This window comes from Streptomyces sp. NPDC041135, assembly GCF_055592085.1.
The window spans coordinates 137,307-153,309 of record NZ_JBVIYZ010000002.1; the positions used below are offsets into that span (position 1 = coordinate 137,307).

Below are 16,003 nucleotides of genomic sequence, written 5' to 3' on the forward strand. Positions count from 1 at the left end.
AGGCCCTGGCCCTACGACCGGTCCAGCACCGTGCCGGTCAGCTCGGGGCCGCCCGGGCGGGGTTCACCGGTGTTCTCGTCGAGCTGCCGCAGGCGCACCGACTCCGCGGGTTCCGCGGTGCGGTCGCGGACGGTGGGCAGGGTGACGTCGGCGCTGGTCCGCCCGGCGGGCAGGTCCACCCACACGTAACAGCCCTCCAGGGCGGACAGCGCCCGCTCCGGGTCCGGCGGGACACCGGCGGCCTCCCGCAGCCAGTCGGCCGGCACGTCCTTCGTGGACAGCTCCGGGCCGGTCACCGGCGCGGCGGCGGCGAACAGCATGCCCAGATCCACGTCGGCGGGCTCCGACAGGGACAGCCGCCACGCCAGCGACTCGCCCTCGGTGACCCGGCCGGCCACCGGGGTGACGGTCACCGTGGGCCTGGGGTCGTCCTCGCGCGCGGTGACCCCGCCCCGGTAGGAGCCGACGACGGCGCCGTGCACCGCCTTCACCAGCACGTCGTGCGCCACGTCACCGCCGTAGCGGGTGTTGCCCCGCACCTCGACCGGCACGTCGATGCCGCCGCCGGGCCGCACCGTCACCAGCCGGTTCCCGGCCCGCCCGGTGGCCGGGTCGACGACGTACACCCGCACCTGTCCGCTGCCGTGCCCGGACACCCGGACAGGCACCTGGTAGGTGCGCACACCCGAGTCGCCCTCGTTCACCGTCGCGCGGCCGACGTCGACGCGTGGCAGTCGCTCCGCCCGCACCGCCGGCGTCCCCGGGCGCCAGCCCCAGGCGTCCATGAGCCAGGCTCGCCCGGACGCCGAACGCGGCGTCAGCGTCAGGGACTCGACGCGGCGCAGGTCGACTCCCGCGCGCGTGGCCGCCGTCAGCGGCACCCGGACCTCGCGCGCCCAGTACGACGCGGTGCGCGCACTGCCCGGCAGCCCGTCGACGCGGACCGTGCCGAGGACAGCGCCGCGGCCGGAGGCGTCGGCGACGGACACGTCCAGGCGCGTGCCCGCCGAGTTCGGCGGCACGATCACCCGCAGCGCCAGGGCCCGGGCACCGGCCAGCGACACCGGCGCGGCCGGCCGCACCCGCGCCGCGGACCCGGCCGCCCGCCAGCGCAGCGCGACCGCGCGCCGCCCGGTCTCCCGGTCGGTCTCCCACATCGCGAAGTGCGGCGAGGCGCCCTTGACGCGCGGGCCCAGGCAGGCCGCGCCCGGGCCGGGGTCCACCGCCGAGCACAGCCGGCCGCCCGTCACGGACACCGTGCCGTCCGGCAGGAACCCGCCGCCGCGGCCGGCGCCGACCGCGTGGCTGAGCACCCGCGCCGGGTCCGCCGACGGCGCCCGCCGTCCCGAACCGTCCAGCAGGGGACGCACCCGGTCGTCCCCGGCGACGAACAGCCGGGCCGCGGCGGCGATGTACGTCGCACCGGCCCGGTGCTGCTGGGTCGCGGTCAGCCGGGTCGCGGCGTGCTGGGCGCAGACCGGGTCGTGCGCCCCCGGCTCGTCCCAGAAGTCGTCCTCCGCCGGTGCCGCGGACCGCCCCGGGGTCCACTCGGTGTTGAAGAAGTTGTGGTTGGCGCCGATGACGTAGACCGCGCTGTGCAGCGCGCGCCCGCTGCTGACGCCCCGGGTGCCGTCGACGTACACCTCGCCCTGGAGGTCGGACACGTCACCGTCGCAGCCCGGCAGCACCGACACCGACGGCACGTCCGGCACCGGGTTCTGCCCGAAGACGGTGGGGCCGATCAGCACGGTGCCGCGGATGTGCCAGCGCACCGGGCCGCGGTAGCCGTCCTGGTCGGCGGGCGGCGGGTAGAGGCTGTCCAGCGATGCCCGGCTGACGCCCTCGCCGCCGCGCGAGTGCCCGATCAGCAGCACCCGGGACAGGTCGGCGCGCGGCGCGGCGCGTACGGCCGGGGGCGCCGTGCCGGGGTGTGCGGCCCAGTCGGCCCACCGGGCCAGGTGCAGCCGCACCAGCGACGAGCGGGCCTGTGCGCCGCCGTCCTCGGCGGCCCAGTCCTGGCCGTTGATGCCGTTGGCCGACACCGACACCGTCACATAGCCCTGCGAGGCGAGCAGTTTCTGGTCGCGCAGATAGCCGCGGTGGCTCGGCACCGGCTCGGTGCCCGGCGGGCAGGGCCAGGCGCCGCTCGTGTCGCCGTGCGGGCCGGAGCCGGGGGTGTAGCAGGTGGAGTGCCGTCCGTGCAGGAACAGGGCGAGCGGGCGGGCGCCGGGGGCGCCGGCCGGGGCGACCACCACCCCGCGCATCTCCACCGGCTCGGAGAAGCCGGGCAGGCGCACCGACTTGAGCGTGTACTCGCCGCTGGTCGTGCGGTAGCGGCCGGGCTTGCCCGGGTCCACCGAGCCCGCGGGCAGGGGAGCGGGCGGCCGGACCGCGTCCGGCGCCGGCGTGTTGGTGCCGCCGGTGTGGCCGCCGGTGTCCAGGCGCCGTCCGCCGGACCAGACTTCGAGACTCTTCACGCTCGCGGAGGGCCCGCCGGGCAGCGGAAGCCGGAAGGTGTGCCCGTCCGGCGCGGGCGCGGGTATCCCGAGCAGCCGTCCGCCGGCCCGGAACTCCACCCGCGCGTCACCCATGGGCATCCGGCGGTCCACGTGCCACAGCAGCTGCGGCGCCGACCGGGAGCCGCCGATCGCCCAGCCCGGCGGCAGCTTCCCCGTCAGGGCCGCCGCTGACGCCGCCGGGGACGCCGACGGCTCGACCGCGGGCGGGGGTTGGGGCTGTGCGAGCGCCGCTTGCGAGGATCCCCCGGCCACCGCGAGCAACGCGGCGGCGGCGACCCAGATCTGCCGGGCACGGACCACTGTCTCTCCTCCTCGAACACCGGGCGCGGGCGCCCTGGTGGTCCCGGGAGCGCCTCGCGCCCCGGAGGACGGACGGAGCGGACTGTGGGTTGCCTGTGAGACCCGCGCGGTTCGGCGGCGGCGGCCGCGCCGGCGAGCCGGTGCCGGGGTCAGCTCCAGGCGCGGTACGGCTCGTCCAGCAGCTGGAAGACCGGCTCGCCGCGCACCGGGTCCTTGGCCGTGGACAGCTGGACGCGGTCCCCGCTGTGGATGCCCATCGCCGGACCCATGACCCGGCCCCGCACGACGAACCCCTCCGCCAGCTCGACCAGCGACACGTTGCGCGCCGCGGGGGAGTTGCGGTGCACCACGGTGGCGTGGCGGACCGTCCCGGTGCCCTCGCTGCGCTCCGTGCGCAGGTCGCTGCCCTGGCACACCGGACACAGCAGCCGCTGGTACATCGCGGTGCCGCACCAGGTGCAGCGCTGGAAGAGGAGGGCGTCCCCGGTGTCGGCCGGAACGGGGTCGAGGACACCCGCCGCGGAGCCGGCCCCTGTCTGAGCGGCGCTTGCTGAGTGGTGGTACACGCTGTCAACTCCCTGCGCTCGGCCGGAATCCCGTGTGCCCGGCGCGAGCCGCGCACGCCTGTGCCCGGTTCCCGTGCCACCGTGCACGCCGACAGAGTATGGCACTCAGTGCCAGCGGTAAAGGTACCGCGTACCCCTATTTCAGGCCGTCGTCCAGCGTCGACTCGATCTCCTGGAGCATCCGCCACAGCGGCGTCCCGCGCCGGGCGACCAGCACGACCACCTCGTCCGCCTCCGCCCGGCCGGGGGGCGGGGGAACGGGGTGCGCGGGGAGGGGGCGCGTGGCGGCGGGCGCGCCGTCGTGGGCGAAGGCGGACTGCACCCAGCCCAGTGCGTGGTCCACCGCGGCGCCGGCGTCCCCCCGGCCGTCGGAACGCAGCCAGGAGCGCAGCGCGTTGTTGTGCGCCGCGACGACGGCGGCCGCGATCACGTCCGCGCGCAGTGTGCCGTCGGGCCGCCCGGCGAAGCGCTCGCGCAGATACGCGGCGAGCGCCCGCTCGTAGCGCCACACCACCGACAGCTCATAGGCCCTGAGCCCCGGCACCTTCCTGGTGAGCCGGTAGCGCTGCACGGAGAACGTGGGGTTCTCCGCGTACATCCGCAGCACCAGCCGGGCCGCGTCGCAGACCCGCCGCACCGGTTCGTGCCGCTCGCCGCTCGCGGCGAGGAAGGCGGTCATGTCGGCCAGGCAGCGTTCGTGGTCGGGGAAGACCACGTCCTCCTTGGAGGGGAAGTACCGGAAGAACGAGCGCCGCCCGACCCCGGCCAGGGACACGATGTCGTCCACCGTGGTCTCCTCGTAGCCGCGTTCCAGGAAGAGCTGGAAGGCCGCCGCGACCAGGGCGTCCCGCATGGGCGGCTTCGCGGCCGCCGCCGCGCTGCTGGAACTCATGGACGGGAACGTAACACCCGAACCGGCCGGATGACACTCAGTGCACTCCGATGGCCCGTCGAGGGAACTCGGTGCTCTGCGGGGCGTACCGCACGGCTGCGCACCCCCCGGGGCGGGCCCGGTCGCCGGACGGCCGGGCCGGGACGTGGGCTGCCGAGGGCGCGAAGTACCCTTTCGGCGCTGCTGAGGGCGCCCGTCCGCCCCGGCCGCCCCGACCCACGAGGAGCCCGCATGCCCGCCGCCCGCCCCCGCCTCCTGTACGTCACCGACCTGGCGTACCAGGCCCGCGGGCGCCGCTACTGCGACGAGGACATACACCTCACCTCCCGGCTGCGCGCCCACTTCGACCTGGCCCTGTGCCACCCGCTGGACGCGGCGGCCCTGATGGACGGTTGCGACGCGGTGGTCGTCCGCAACAGCGGGCCCGTCCTCGGCTACCAGCGGGCCTACGACGACTTCCGCGCCCGCGCCCTGCGCGGCGGCGTTCCCGTGTACAACCCGCTCACCGGCAAGGCGGACATGGCGGGCAAGCAGTACCTGCTCGACCTGCACGCGGCGGGCTTCCCCGTCATCCCGACCGCGGACCGCCCGCAGGACGTGCGCCGCCTGCCGCGGGCCGAGCGGTACGTGGTCAAGCCCAAGCGCGGCGCGGACTCCCTCGGCCTGCGCGTCGTCAGCGAGGAGGAGGCCCGGGAGCTGGCCGACGGCAGCGTGCTGGTCCAGCCGTGCGTCGACTTCGCCTACGAGGTGTCCTTCTGCTTCGTCGACCGCGACTTCCAGTACGCCCTGTACGCACCCGACCCCGGCCGGCGCTGGCACCTGGAGCCCTACACCCCGACCGCCGGGGATCTGGAGTTCGCCCGGCGCTTCATCGACTGGAACGGCCTGGCGCACGGCATCCAGCGGGTCGACGCCTGCCGGGCTCCGGACGGCGGCCTGCTCCTGGTGGAGCTGGAGGACCTCAACCCCTACCTGTCGCTGGACGCGCTGCCGCAGGCGGCCCGGGACGCCTTCGTGACCGCGATGACGGCGTCCCTGAACCGGTTCCTGCGGGAGCCGGTCCCCGCGCGGTCGTCTACCCGTTCTCCGGCGGCACCCTGATGTCCAGCACGCAGACGTCGTCGCGCAGTTCGTCCGTCAGCAGGGCGGAGAGCAGCGAGTCGAGGAAGCCGGCGTCGCCGCCGTGGCTGAGCACGGCCTCCGCGAGGCGCGTGAAGCCGGCGTCGATGCCCTCTCCCGGACGCTCGACCAGACCGTCGGTGTAGAACAGCAGCCGGTCGCCGGGTTCCAGGCGGCACTCGGCCGCGCCGTACACGGGCGTCGCGCTGGCGCCGAGCAGCATGCCGCAGGGGCGCTCCAGATAGCGGACCCGGCCGTCGCGCAGCAGCAGCGGGGGCGGGTGGCCCGCCTGGGCCCAGGCCAGCCGGCGGCCCCGCGGCTCGTAGCGGGCGAGGACGAGGGTGGCGGTGGTCCGGCTGTCCCTGGACTGCAGCAGCAGGGAGTTCAGCCGCGTGAGGGCACCGGTCAGGGAGGAACCCGTGCTCACCATGCCCTTGGCGGTGAAGCGGAGCTGCGCCATGGTGGCGACGGCGCCGATGCCGTGCCCGGCGACGTCGCCCACGACGAACAGCGCGGACTCGTCGGGCAGTTCGATCGCGCTGAACCAGTCGCCGCCCACGTGGATCTCCGCCTGGGCGGGCAGATAGGCGACCTCGACCCGCAGCCCGGCCAGCTGCACGGGCTTGCGGGGCAGCGGCAGCAGCGCGTGCTGGAGCCGGGCGGCCACCGCCCGCTCGGCCTGGAGGACGCCGTGCTGGAGGAGCACCGCCCGTTCGCTCTCCATCAGCGCCAGTTCCGCGCTGCGCTGCGCGGTGAGGTCCTGGACGAAGCCGTGCACCTCGACGGGGGTGCCGCCGGTGTCCGTGACCGCCTCGGCGACCATCCGCAGGTGCCGTGCGCCCTGTGGGGTGGCGATACGGAACGGCACGTCGAACTGGTGGGCGTCGCGGACGAGTTCGGCGATGGCGTGGGCCAGGGTGCCCGCGTCCTCGGCGGCCACCAGGTCCGGCAGCCGCTCCAGGCGGACCGGCCCGCGCGCCGGGTCGCGACCGAGCACCCGGTAGGCCTGGGAGGACCAGCTGATCTGCTGGGTGACGAGGTTCCAGTTGGCCCAGCCGAGGTTGCCCAGGCGCTGGACGTCGGACAGGCGCTGCTCCTGGCGGTCCGTGGGGTCGTGGCGCAGCCAGCTCACCAGCAGGCCGCCGGCGAGCGGCGCCGCCCGCACGGAGTAGGTGGCGGTGACGGGCACCCCGTCGATGACGTCCTGGTAGGCGAACGGATCGCCCACGAACGGCTCGCCGGTGTGCAGTGCCCGGAGGTAGCCGTGCCACAGGCGCTCGCCCGCGACCGAGGGGTAGCTCTCCAGGACGTGCGTGCCGACCATGTCGCGTCCGGTGCGGCCGAAGATGTCGACGGCCTGCGGGGTGGCGGCGTCGATGCGGTAGTCCTCCACCTCGCCCGTGGCCGAACGCAGCGGTGTCAGCAGGAGCGCGGCGCCGGGGAGGGCGTCGAGCACGCCCTGGACCGTGTGGGCGGCGTCCGCGAGGGGGTGTTCCACCGGCGCGTCGAAGGCGCGCAGCCGGCCGGCGCACAGGCGCGCGGTGGCGCGCAGCTGCTCCCGTTCGCGCGGTGTGAAGGGCCCGCCGCGGCGGCGCAGCACGCCGAGGGCCACGCTGGTGGTGTCCCCGGCCGGCACGGGCAGCCAGGCACGCGAAGCCCAGCGCTCGGGCGGGTCGCCGATCAGCAGGAACTTCGCGCGGTCCGTGGGGAGGTCCTCCAGCCAGCGTGGTTCCCGGGCCTCCAGGGCCTCCAGCGCGGCCACGCCGCTCAGCGGCGGGATGTGGCGCCACCGCACGGCCAGGTCGGCGTCGACCCCGGCGTGGCCGATCAGTTCCAGGCCGCCCTGCGGCAGCAGCCGGTAGAGCAGCACCGCGTCGGCGCCCAGCCGCGGCTCCAGGTGGTCGAGCAGGCAGCCCGCCAGCTCCTGCGGCGAGCCGACGCGGACCAGGGCCGTGCCGAGGCTGCCCAGCACCCCGGCGAGGTCGCCGCTGCCGGCGGGCGGGGTGTCCCAGGAGGCCCCTGCCGCCGGCCGCGCGGACGGGGCGGCGGCGCCGCGGGCCGCCGCCGGGGCCAGGGCGCCCAGGGTCAGCCAGCACTCCTCCAGCAGCGTACGGTCGCCGGTGGCCGCGCGTTCCTGGAGTTCCTCGTACGCGGCTTCGGGGGAGCAGCCCGTCGTGGCCATCAGCGCGCCCTTGGCGCGCTCCAGCACGGCCGAGGTCGCCGCCAGGTCCCGCAGCCGGTCCAGCTCCGCGCGCTGCCTGGCGACCACCTTGGCCAACGCCGCCAGGTCGGCGCCGCCACCGGTGTCCATCGGGGGCGCGGGCTCGCTCGTCACGCGTCGAGCATCGCACATCCGGGCCGGTCCGATCACTCGTCTGCGGGGTCCGTCCGCGGCTGTCCGGGGGCGTGCCGGTGCGGGCGCGCGAGCGCCGGCGGCCGGTGCCCGCAAGCTCAGCGGCCGGTGCCGCGGCCGGCCAGCGCTTCGGTGACGGCGCGGACACTGCGGGCGATGTGCTGGAGCTGGAGCACCTCGGCCGCGTACAGCTTGATCGTGTGTTCGATGACCGATTCGGGCAGGCCGAGGACGGGCAGTTCGGCCCGCGCGGTCTGCAGGGCGGTGCGGGCCACCCGTATTTCGTGCTGGACCTGGATCTGCGCGTGCCGGGCGAGCAGCACGGGGTGGCGCATCAGCGCCGGGTAGCTGGCGTAGCGGGCCGGTACGAGGTCGCGCAGCCACCTGGCGGCCGACCGCTCCCAGTCGAAGGTGCCGGGCGTCTTGACCTGGCAGGGCCAGTCCGGTCCGATGCGCGTGGTCGTCAGGGTCATGATCATCGCTTCCGGTTCTGCGGCGTCGTGGGGGGTGGGTCCGACGGGTCTGTGGCGGCCCCGGCCCAGGGGATGACCGGGGCCGCCGTGGGCGGCGTCGCGCGGGCGACGCCCGAGCGGACACCCCTGGCGCCGACGCGGGTAGGAGACGGCGGCCGGTGGCGTCCGTGCGGGGGCCCCGGCCGTCGGGCGCCGGCGCGGCGAAGGGGCGTGCGTGCGCATGGCGGACCGTCGGCTTTCTCGGGGCGGGTGCGAGCCGTGGGGCCCGCGGGTGCGGAACGTGCCCGGAGTGGGTCGGGTGCGATCCGTGAGCAGTATTTATATATGCCGACCGGTTTGCAAGACGTATGAAAACATTCATGCGCTGCGCACGCTGAATGATCCTGTCCGCACGGCAGCCGCCGTCCTGCGGGCCGGGTGCGCGACGGATGCGCGCCGGATGCCCGCCGGGTCAGTCCCGCATGAAGAACTGGTGCTGGTCGGCGACCTGTTCGTACTTCTCCAGGCGCGCCTGGGTCCGCTCGGGGTCCGCGTCGGTCATGGCCTGCAGCAGCGCGGCGGCGAGCAGCCCGGGCGCGGCGTAGGTGTCGAAGACCAGCCGGGAGCCGGTGCCGGTGGTGAAGACGACGTCGGCCTCGTCGGGCAGCGGGCCCAGCGCGAGGTCCGTGACCAGGGCGACGCGCAGCCCCTCGCCGCGGGCGACCCGGATCGCGGTCAGCGTCTCCTGCGAGTGCCGGGGCATGCCGAACGCCAGCACCCAGGTACCGCCGGCCTCGCGGGACTGTAGCAGCGCGTCGTAGGCCACGCTGCCGCCCCGGGTCACCAGCCGCACGTCGGGGTGGATGCGCCGGGCCGCGTAGGCGAAGTACTCGGCGAGCGACACCGAGATCCTGAGGCCCAGGACGGTCAGCGGGGCAGACCGGGAGAGCGCGCGGCCGACCCGGATCACCCGGTCGGGATCGGCGAAGTCGCGGCGCAGGTTCTCCAGGTTCTGGATCTCGGCGTCGACCGCCGCCTGCAGTTCGTTGCTGCGGTCGACCTCGTCGGGGCCGCCCGCCAGGGTGCGCAGCGCGATCGACTGGAGCTTCTCGCGCAGCGCCGGGTAGCCGCTGAAGCCGACCGCGGCGGCGAACCGGGTCACCGACGGCTGGCTGACGCCGACGCGGTCGGCGAGGTCGGTGATCGACAGGAACGCGGCCTCGGTGATGTGCTCGATCAGGTACTGGGCGATGCGCCGCTGCCCCGGGGACAGCCGGGGCCCGTCGAACAGCTCGCGCAGCTGGGAGGTGGGTGCGGCCTCGGCCCGCGGCACGGTCTTTCCCGAGGTGATCGCGGACGCCTGTGCACGGGCCTGCTGCGGCGAGGGCACCGGTCCTTCTCCTTTGTCTCCCACGAGGACTCAACATAGCTCACCGCCCGTGGTGACCAGCGGCTTGTGCGGCCCCGGCGCCGGTGCGGGGACCCGCTCTCAGCGCCGGTACACGGTGATCGAATGACCGACCTCGTCGATCACCCGGCTGCCGCCGATCAGCTCGGCCAGCGCGCCCCGGGCCTTGGCCGCCGCCGAGTCCGACACCACGAGCAGCCCGTGCACCTCGGCGGGCGGCACGGTGCGCGGATCGCGGGCGTGGATGCCGTAGTACGACGGCACGCCGCTGCCCTTGTACACCAGCCAGACCCGCTCGCCCCGGTACCGCGTGGAGAGGCGGTCGGCGAGGCGGCCCAGGTCCTGGCCCCAGTCGACGTTGGAGTCGTGCAGCCGCAGATGGGTCGCGGCCGGCCCGCCGAACGCCTCGTTGGCGTAGGGCAGGTAGTACGGGTACGTGCGCAGCGAACCGGCCGCCACCCACAGCACCAGCGCCCCCGCCGCCCAGCCGCGCCACCGCCGGCCCGGCGCGGGCACGCAGGCCGCCGTCACCGCCAGGAACATCGGCACGAACACCGCGTACCGGGTCCCGAAGTCCCGCGACCCGGTCATCGCCGCCGCCAGCAGCACACCGGGCGGCAGCAGCAGATACGGCGCCGCGGGCCGCAGCCGGCGCACCGCCGTCACCGTGACGGCGCCGGCCGCGCCCAGCGCGAGCAGCCCCAGCGGGGTCTTCACCAGCAGGGCCGCCGGCAGGTAGTACCAGAGCGAACCGGTGTAGAGGCGGCCGAAGAGGTAGCCCTGCCACGGGCGGCCCTCCAGGCCGAACTGCACCCGCATCCCGTCCCGGTAGGCGCGGGGCAGCGGCAGCAGCCCGGTCAGCCGCCCGCGCAGCCCGTGCACGGCGGGCACCGGGTCGGCCGGCAGGAACCGCAGCCGCGGGTCGACGGCGAGGTAGCACGCCCAGACGACGGCCACCGCCACCAGCGCCACCACGGCCGCACCCGCCAGCCCGGGCAGCAGCCGGCGCCACCGGCCGGCCGCGCCGGACCCGCCGGGGCCGCGCGCGTGCAGCACGGCGGCCACCGCCAGTGCCAACAGCACCGGTACCGCCGGGAGCGTGCTCATCTTCGTGGCCACGGCCGCGCCGAGCGCCGCCCCGGCCGCCGGCAGGTACGCCCGGGGCCGCCGGCGCGCCCGCCACAGCAGCCAGACGGCCGTCAGCACGAAACCGGCCGCCGGCACGTCGAGCGTGGCCAGCGAGCCGTGCGCGACGACGTCGGGGCTGAAGGCGTACAGGGCGAGCGCGGTGACCGCGCCGGCCGGGCCGGTGACGTCCCGGGCGAAGGCGAAGACCACCAGCCCGAACAGCAGGGTCAGCGCGACGACCGGGAGCCGGGCCCAGAGCATCAGCCGCCAGGGGTCGTTGCCGGACTCGTACAGCAGGTGCCGCCCGGCCTCGCCCTGGGTGCCGGTGAACGACGGGTCGTAGTGCGGGCGGGCCGCCGTGACCCCGGCCATGACGACGAGCTTGCCGAGCGGCGGGTGTTCGAGGTTGTAGTGCAGCCGGTGCTCGCGCAGGTAGTCGGCGGCGGTGACGACGTACACGGGCTCGTCGATGGTGGGTGTCTGCTGGCGGGCCGTCACCACCATCACCGCGGCCATCTGGCCGAGCAGCAGCACCACCAGCAGCGGCACCGGCCACCTGCGGCGGCGCAGCCAGGCACCCGGCCGGGTGCCCGGCGAGGCGCCCGGCCGGGGCCGGAGCGGGCCCGCGCCCGGTGACGGGGCGCCGCCGGGCGTCCCGGGTGCGAGGACCGAATCCTGTGCGCCTGCCATCGTCCGCCCCGACACGAGTCCGACCGGCGGTCCCTCCGCCGTGTACACCGGTACGGCCCGCGGCCCCGCGGGGTTCACCTGCGGTGCGCCCCGCCCGGCCGGGCGCGCTCAGATGCCGGGCGGCACCGCCAGGTCGGCCCGCTCCCGGGTGGCGGCGACCAGGTCGGCGTTGCGCTGGTCGGTACCGAGGACCCAGGCCACGGCCGCGTCGTGGTCCTTGCCGAACTCCTCGTGCCGGGCCACCAGCCGCCGCACGCGTTCGGCCTCGTCCGTCTCGCAGAACCAGACCTCGTCCAGGCACGGCCGCACCCGCGCCCACGCGCCCTGCTCCAGCAGCAGGTAGTTGCCCTCGGTCACCACCAGCCGGGCGGACGGCGGCACCGGGATCGCCCCCGCGATCGGCTGTTCCAGCACCCGCTCGAAACCGGGCGCGTACACCACCTCGCCGAGGTCCGGGTCCGGGCCGCCCGCGCCGCCCGTGCCGTCGGGGCCCTCCGTGCCGGGAGTCTCGCGCAGCCGCCGCAGCAGCGCGGCGTACCCGGCCGCGTCGAAGGTGTCCGGGGCGCCCTTGCGGTCCCGGCGGCCCAGCCGGTCCAGTTCGGCGTCGGCCAGGTGGAAGCCGTCCATCGGCACGTGCGCCACCCACGGCGCGCCGGTGCCGTTCAGGTCGCGCACCAGGCGCTCGGCGAGGGTGGTCTTGCCCGCGCCCGGACCGCCGACGATGCCGAGCAGGGCGCGGCGGCCGCCGGCGGTGAGCCGCCGGGCGCGGCCGAGCAGGTCGTCGTAGGTCGGGCGCACCCGCCGAGTGTGCCACCCGCCCCGGTGCGCCACCCGGCGCACACGACGCGCCCCGGATGTGGCGTGCGCCACCCACTGGAAGCGTTCCGACGGGGAACGCTGCTGGGTATGACTCAGCTCGGTCTGCCCGACACCATCCAGGCCTGTCTCTTCGACCTCGACGGAGTGGTCACCAAGACGGCCGTCGTGCACGCGGCCGCCTGGAAGGAGGCGTTCGACGCCTTCCTGCGCGAGCAGGACGGCCTGGACCCGGACGCCGCCCGGCCGTTCGACACGGCCGCCGACTACGACGAGTACGTCGACGGACGCCCCCGTGCCGACGGGGTCCGCGCGTTCCTCGACTCGCGCGGCATCCACCTGCCCGAGGGCACCCCCGACGATCCGCCCGACGCCCGGACCGTGCACGGCCTCGGCAACCGCAAGAACGAGCTGCTGCTGGAGAAGATCCGCACCGGTGGCGTCGAGGCCTACGAGGGCACCCTGCGCTATCTGGAGGCGGTCCGCGCGCAGGGCCTGCGCACCGCGATCGTCTCCTCCAGCGCCAACTGCCAGGACGTGCTGCGCGCGGTGGACGCCGAACGGTTCTTCGACGTCCGCATCGACGGGGTGGTCGCGGCCGAGCGGGGCCTGCCGGGCAAGCCGCGCCCCGACACCTTCCTCGCCGCCGCCCGCGACCTGGGCGTGGAGGCGGCGCGGGCGGCCGTGTTCGAGGACGCCCTGGCCGGCATGGACGCCGGCCGCTCCGGCGGCTTCGGGTACGTCGTCGGCGTCGACCGGGTCGGGCAGGCCGACGCCCTCCACGCGCACGGCGCCGACGTCGTCGTCAAGGACCTGGCCGAACTCGGAGGCAAGGAGTGATCACCCAGCGGGCGTACACCGTCGAGCCGTGGACGGTCCGTGAGACCACCCTCGACCTCGACGTGCTGGCGCAGAGCGAGTCCGTGTTCGCCCTGTCCAACGGGCACGTCGGCTGGCGCGGCAACCTCGACGAGGGCGAACCGCACGGCCTGCCCGGCAGCTACCTCAACGGCGTGCACGAGGTGCATCCGCTGCCGTACGCGGAGGCCGGCTACGGCTACCCCGAGGCCGGCCAGACCGTCATCAACGTCACCAACGGCAAGGTCATCAGACTGCTCGTCGACGACGAGCCGTTCGACCTGCGCTACGGCCGGCTCGTCTCCCACGAGCGCGTCCTGGACCTGCGGCGCGGGGTGCTGGAGCGGACCTGCGAGTGGACCTCCCCGGCCGGTTCCACCGTGCGGGTGCGCTCCACCCGGCTGGTGTCGCTCACCCAGCGGGCGGTGGCCGCCGTCGCGTACGAGGTGGAGGCCGTCGACAGCCGCACCCGGGTGGTGATCCAGTCGGAGCTGGTCTCCAACGAGACGCTGCCGCAGGCGAACGGCGATCCGCGCGCCGCGATGGCGCTGCACTCGCCGCTGGAGCAGGAGGACGGCTTCGCCTCCGGCCGGCGGCTGCGGCTGGTGCACCGCACCCGGCGCAGCGGTCTGCGGGTGGCGGTCGCCGCCGACCACCGCGTCGACGGGCCCGAGCGCACCACGCACCACAGCGAGAGCGGCATCGACGTGGCCCGGCTGACCGTGACCTCCGTGCTGGAGCCGGGGGAGCGGCTGCGGGTGGAGAAGCTCGTCGCCCACGGCTGGTCCGGGGCCCGTTCGCTGCCCGCGATGGCCGACCAGGTCGACGCCGCGCTCGCGGCCGCCGCGCACGACGGCTGGCAGGGCCTGGTCGACGCGCAGCGCACCGCCCTGGACGACTTCTGGGCCCGGGCCGACGTCGAGGTGGACGGCGACGAGGAGATCCAGCAGGCCGTCCGCTTCGCCCTCTTCCACGTCTTCCAGGCCGGCGCCCGCGCCGAGCAGCGGGCGATCCCGGCCAAGGGCCTGACCGGCTCCGGGTACGACGGGCACGCCTTCTGGGACACCGAGATGTTCGTGCTGCCCGTGCTCACCCACACCGCGCCGCAGGCCGTCGCCGAGGCGCTGCGCTGGCGGTACAACACCCTGGACACCGCCCGGGAGCGGGCCGCCCAGCTGGGTCTCGACGGGGCCGCGTTCCCCTGGCGGACCATCGAGGGCTCGGAGGGCTCCGCGTACTGGCCGGCCGGCACCGCCGCCTTCCACGTGAACGCCGGGATAGCGGACGCGGTCGTCCGCTACGTCGCCGCCACCGGGGACACCGACTTCGAGCGGGACACCGGGGTGGAGCTGCTGGTGGAGACGGCCCGGCTGTGGCGCTCGCTCGGCCACCACGACCACCACGGCGCCTTCCACGTCGACGGTGTCACCGGCCCCGACGAGTACAGCGCGGTCGCCGACGACAACACGTACACCAACCTGATGGCCCGGGCGAACCTGCTCGCGGCGGCCGACGCCGTCGAACGCCACCCCGGGCAGGCGGACCGGCTCGGCGTCGACGACGAGGAGAGCGCCGCCTGGCGGGACGCCGCCGAGGCCATGTACGTGCCGTACAACGCCGAGCTGGGGGTGCACGAGCAGCACGCCGGGTTCACCCGCTACCAGCGCTGGGACTTCGCCGGCACCCGTCCCGAGCAGTACCCGCTGCTGATGCACTTCCCCTACTTCGACCTGTACCGCAAACAGGTGGTGAAGCAGGCGGACCTGGTGCTGGCGATGTACACGTGCGGCGCGTACTTCGACGACGAGCACATCGTGCGCAACTTCGCCTACTACGAGCCGCTGACCGTCCGCGACTCCTCCCTGTCGGCGTGCGTGCAGGCGGTGATCGCCGCCCAGGCGGGACACCTGGGGCTGGCCTTCGACTACGCGGCCGAGGCCGCGCTGATGGACCTGGCGGACCTGGAGCACAACACCCGCGACGGGCTGCACATCGCCTCGCTGGCCGGCACCTGGATGGCGCTGGTGGCGGGCTTCGGCGGGATGCGGCACCACGGCGACGGACTGCTGTTCGCCCCCCGGCTGCCGGAGCGGCTGAGCCGGCTCGCCTTCAGCCTGCAGTTCCGCGGCCGCAGGCTGCGGGTGGAGATCAGCGCGGAGAAGACGGCGTACACCCTGCTGGACGGGCCGCCGCTGAGCGTGTGCCACCACGGGGAACCGCTGACGGTGCGCACCGGCGAACCCGCCGTGCGCGCCGTACCGCCCCTGCCGCCCCGCCCGGCGCCCCAGCAGCCCCCGCACCGCGCTCCGAACGGCGGCTGACCGGCAGGTCCGGCGTGCCCGCGCCGCCGCGCACGCCGGACCTCACCCGCTGACGCCCTCGCCGCTGCCGCCGCCGGTGCCGTCGGTGAACAGGCCGCGCAGCGCCCGCTCGGCCTCCGGGCTCAGGCCCGACACGAACTGCCGCAGCGCGGCGACCGGATCCGGGCCCCGGCCGAGGGCCTCGTGCATCGCCGCCGCCGTCAGCTCCGCGGCGTTCTTCGCCGGCCGGTACGCGCCGCGCCGCCCGTCGGCGTCGCGCAGCACCAGACTTTTGTCGAACAGGCGCTTGAGGATGGTGTGCACCGTGTTGTAGGCGAGTCCGCCGCCGAGCGCGGCCTGGATCTCGGCGGGCGTCAGCGGCCGCTCGGTCGCCCAGAGCGCCGCCAGCACCTCGCCCTCCAGCTCACCGGCGCCGCGCCGCCCGGCCCCGCGGCGAGAGTCCGTTCCAGCCATGCGGCCAACCTTACAGCGCGTAGGGCCGTCATGCGCATGGCTGAACCATGTCCGCGGCCGCGCCCGGAACCAGATAGTTTGACCATGCTTTTTACCGACTCTCACCCGTGCTTCCGAGGCCCTGACGG

The 16,003-nt window shown here is 75.4% G+C and carries 12 protein-coding genes; 3 read left to right on the top strand and 9 right to left on the bottom strand.

The window, feature by feature from the left end:
- Positions 1-11: 11 nt before the first annotated feature.
- The 3 genes from ACZ6CZ_RS04920 to ACZ6CZ_RS04930 form a co-directional block, all read right to left on the bottom strand.
- Complete coding sequence (locus tag ACZ6CZ_RS04920; protein WP_469014696.1) at positions 12-2,819, bottom strand: alpha/beta hydrolase family protein; 2,808 nt, start codon at positions 2,817-2,819, stop codon at positions 12-14.
- Positions 2,820-2,968: 149 nt separating this feature from the next.
- Positions 2,969-3,385 carry a Zn-ribbon domain-containing OB-fold protein gene (locus ACZ6CZ_RS04925; RefSeq protein WP_469014702.1) on the bottom strand — a complete coding sequence of 139 codons (417 nt, stop codon included), beginning with the start codon at positions 3,383-3,385 and terminating at the stop codon, positions 2,969-2,971.
- Positions 3,386-3,521: 136 nt separating this feature from the next.
- Positions 3,522-4,277: a TetR family transcriptional regulator gene (locus ACZ6CZ_RS04930; RefSeq protein WP_469014707.1), complete on the bottom strand. Its 756-nt coding sequence runs from the start codon at positions 4,275-4,277 to the stop codon at positions 3,522-3,524.
- 231 nt (positions 4,278-4,508) lie between these two features.
- Between ACZ6CZ_RS04930 and ACZ6CZ_RS04935 the strand changes: the two genes are divergently transcribed.
- The gene (locus tag ACZ6CZ_RS04935; RefSeq protein ID WP_469014712.1) at positions 4,509-5,378 is read left to right on the top strand and encodes an ATP-grasp domain-containing protein; all 870 of its coding nucleotides are present in this window, start codon (positions 4,509-4,511) and stop codon (positions 5,376-5,378) included.
- Here the strand turns inward: ACZ6CZ_RS04935 and ACZ6CZ_RS04940 are convergent.
- From ACZ6CZ_RS04940 to ACZ6CZ_RS04960, 5 genes are all read right to left on the bottom strand, one after another.
- Positions 5,353-7,707, bottom strand: a complete 2,355-nt coding sequence (locus tag ACZ6CZ_RS04940) for a SpoIIE family protein phosphatase (protein WP_469016528.1) — start codon at positions 7,705-7,707, stop codon at positions 5,353-5,355. The two genes, ACZ6CZ_RS04935 and ACZ6CZ_RS04940, sit on opposite strands and share 26 nt — an antisense overlap.
- A gap of 140 nt (positions 7,708-7,847) precedes the next feature.
- Complete coding sequence (locus ACZ6CZ_RS04945; protein ID WP_469014717.1) at positions 7,848-8,228, bottom strand: hypothetical protein; 381 nt, start codon at positions 8,226-8,228, stop codon at positions 7,848-7,850.
- A 445-nt stretch (positions 8,229-8,673) separates the two neighbouring features.
- Positions 8,674-9,591 (bottom strand): MurR/RpiR family transcriptional regulator, encoded by a 918-nt coding sequence (locus ACZ6CZ_RS04950; RefSeq protein ID WP_469014723.1) that lies wholly within the window; start codon positions 9,589-9,591, stop codon positions 8,674-8,676.
- Positions 9,592-9,690: 99 nt separating this feature from the next.
- On the bottom strand, positions 9,691-11,427 hold the full coding sequence (locus ACZ6CZ_RS04955; protein ID WP_469014729.1) for an ArnT family glycosyltransferase: 1,737 nt from the start codon (positions 11,425-11,427) through the stop codon (positions 9,691-9,693).
- Between the two features lie 108 nt (positions 11,428-11,535).
- A complete protein-coding gene (locus ACZ6CZ_RS04960; RefSeq protein ID WP_469014734.1) occupies positions 11,536-12,225 on the bottom strand; it encodes a nucleoside/nucleotide kinase family protein in 690 nt (229 codons plus the stop codon).
- Between the two features lie 108 nt (positions 12,226-12,333).
- Between ACZ6CZ_RS04960 and ACZ6CZ_RS04965 the strand changes: the two genes are divergently transcribed.
- Together ACZ6CZ_RS04965 and ACZ6CZ_RS04970 are read left to right on the top strand one after the other, a co-directional pair.
- Entirely contained in the window at positions 12,334-13,083 is a 750-nt protein-coding gene (locus ACZ6CZ_RS04965) for an HAD family hydrolase (RefSeq protein WP_469014739.1), read from the top strand.
- Positions 13,080-15,422, top strand: a complete 2,343-nt coding sequence (locus ACZ6CZ_RS04970; RefSeq protein ID WP_469014744.1) for a glycoside hydrolase family 65 protein — start codon at positions 13,080-13,082, stop codon at positions 15,420-15,422. The genes ACZ6CZ_RS04965 and ACZ6CZ_RS04970 overlap by 4 nt, the downstream gene beginning before the upstream one ends.
- Positions 15,423-15,464: 42 nt before the next feature.
- On the opposite strand, the gene ACZ6CZ_RS04975 is transcribed toward ACZ6CZ_RS04970, so the two are convergent.
- Complete coding sequence (locus tag ACZ6CZ_RS04975) at positions 15,465-15,875, bottom strand: BlaI/MecI/CopY family transcriptional regulator (protein WP_469014751.1); 411 nt, start codon at positions 15,873-15,875, stop codon at positions 15,465-15,467.
- Positions 15,876-16,003 lie beyond the last annotated feature (128 nt).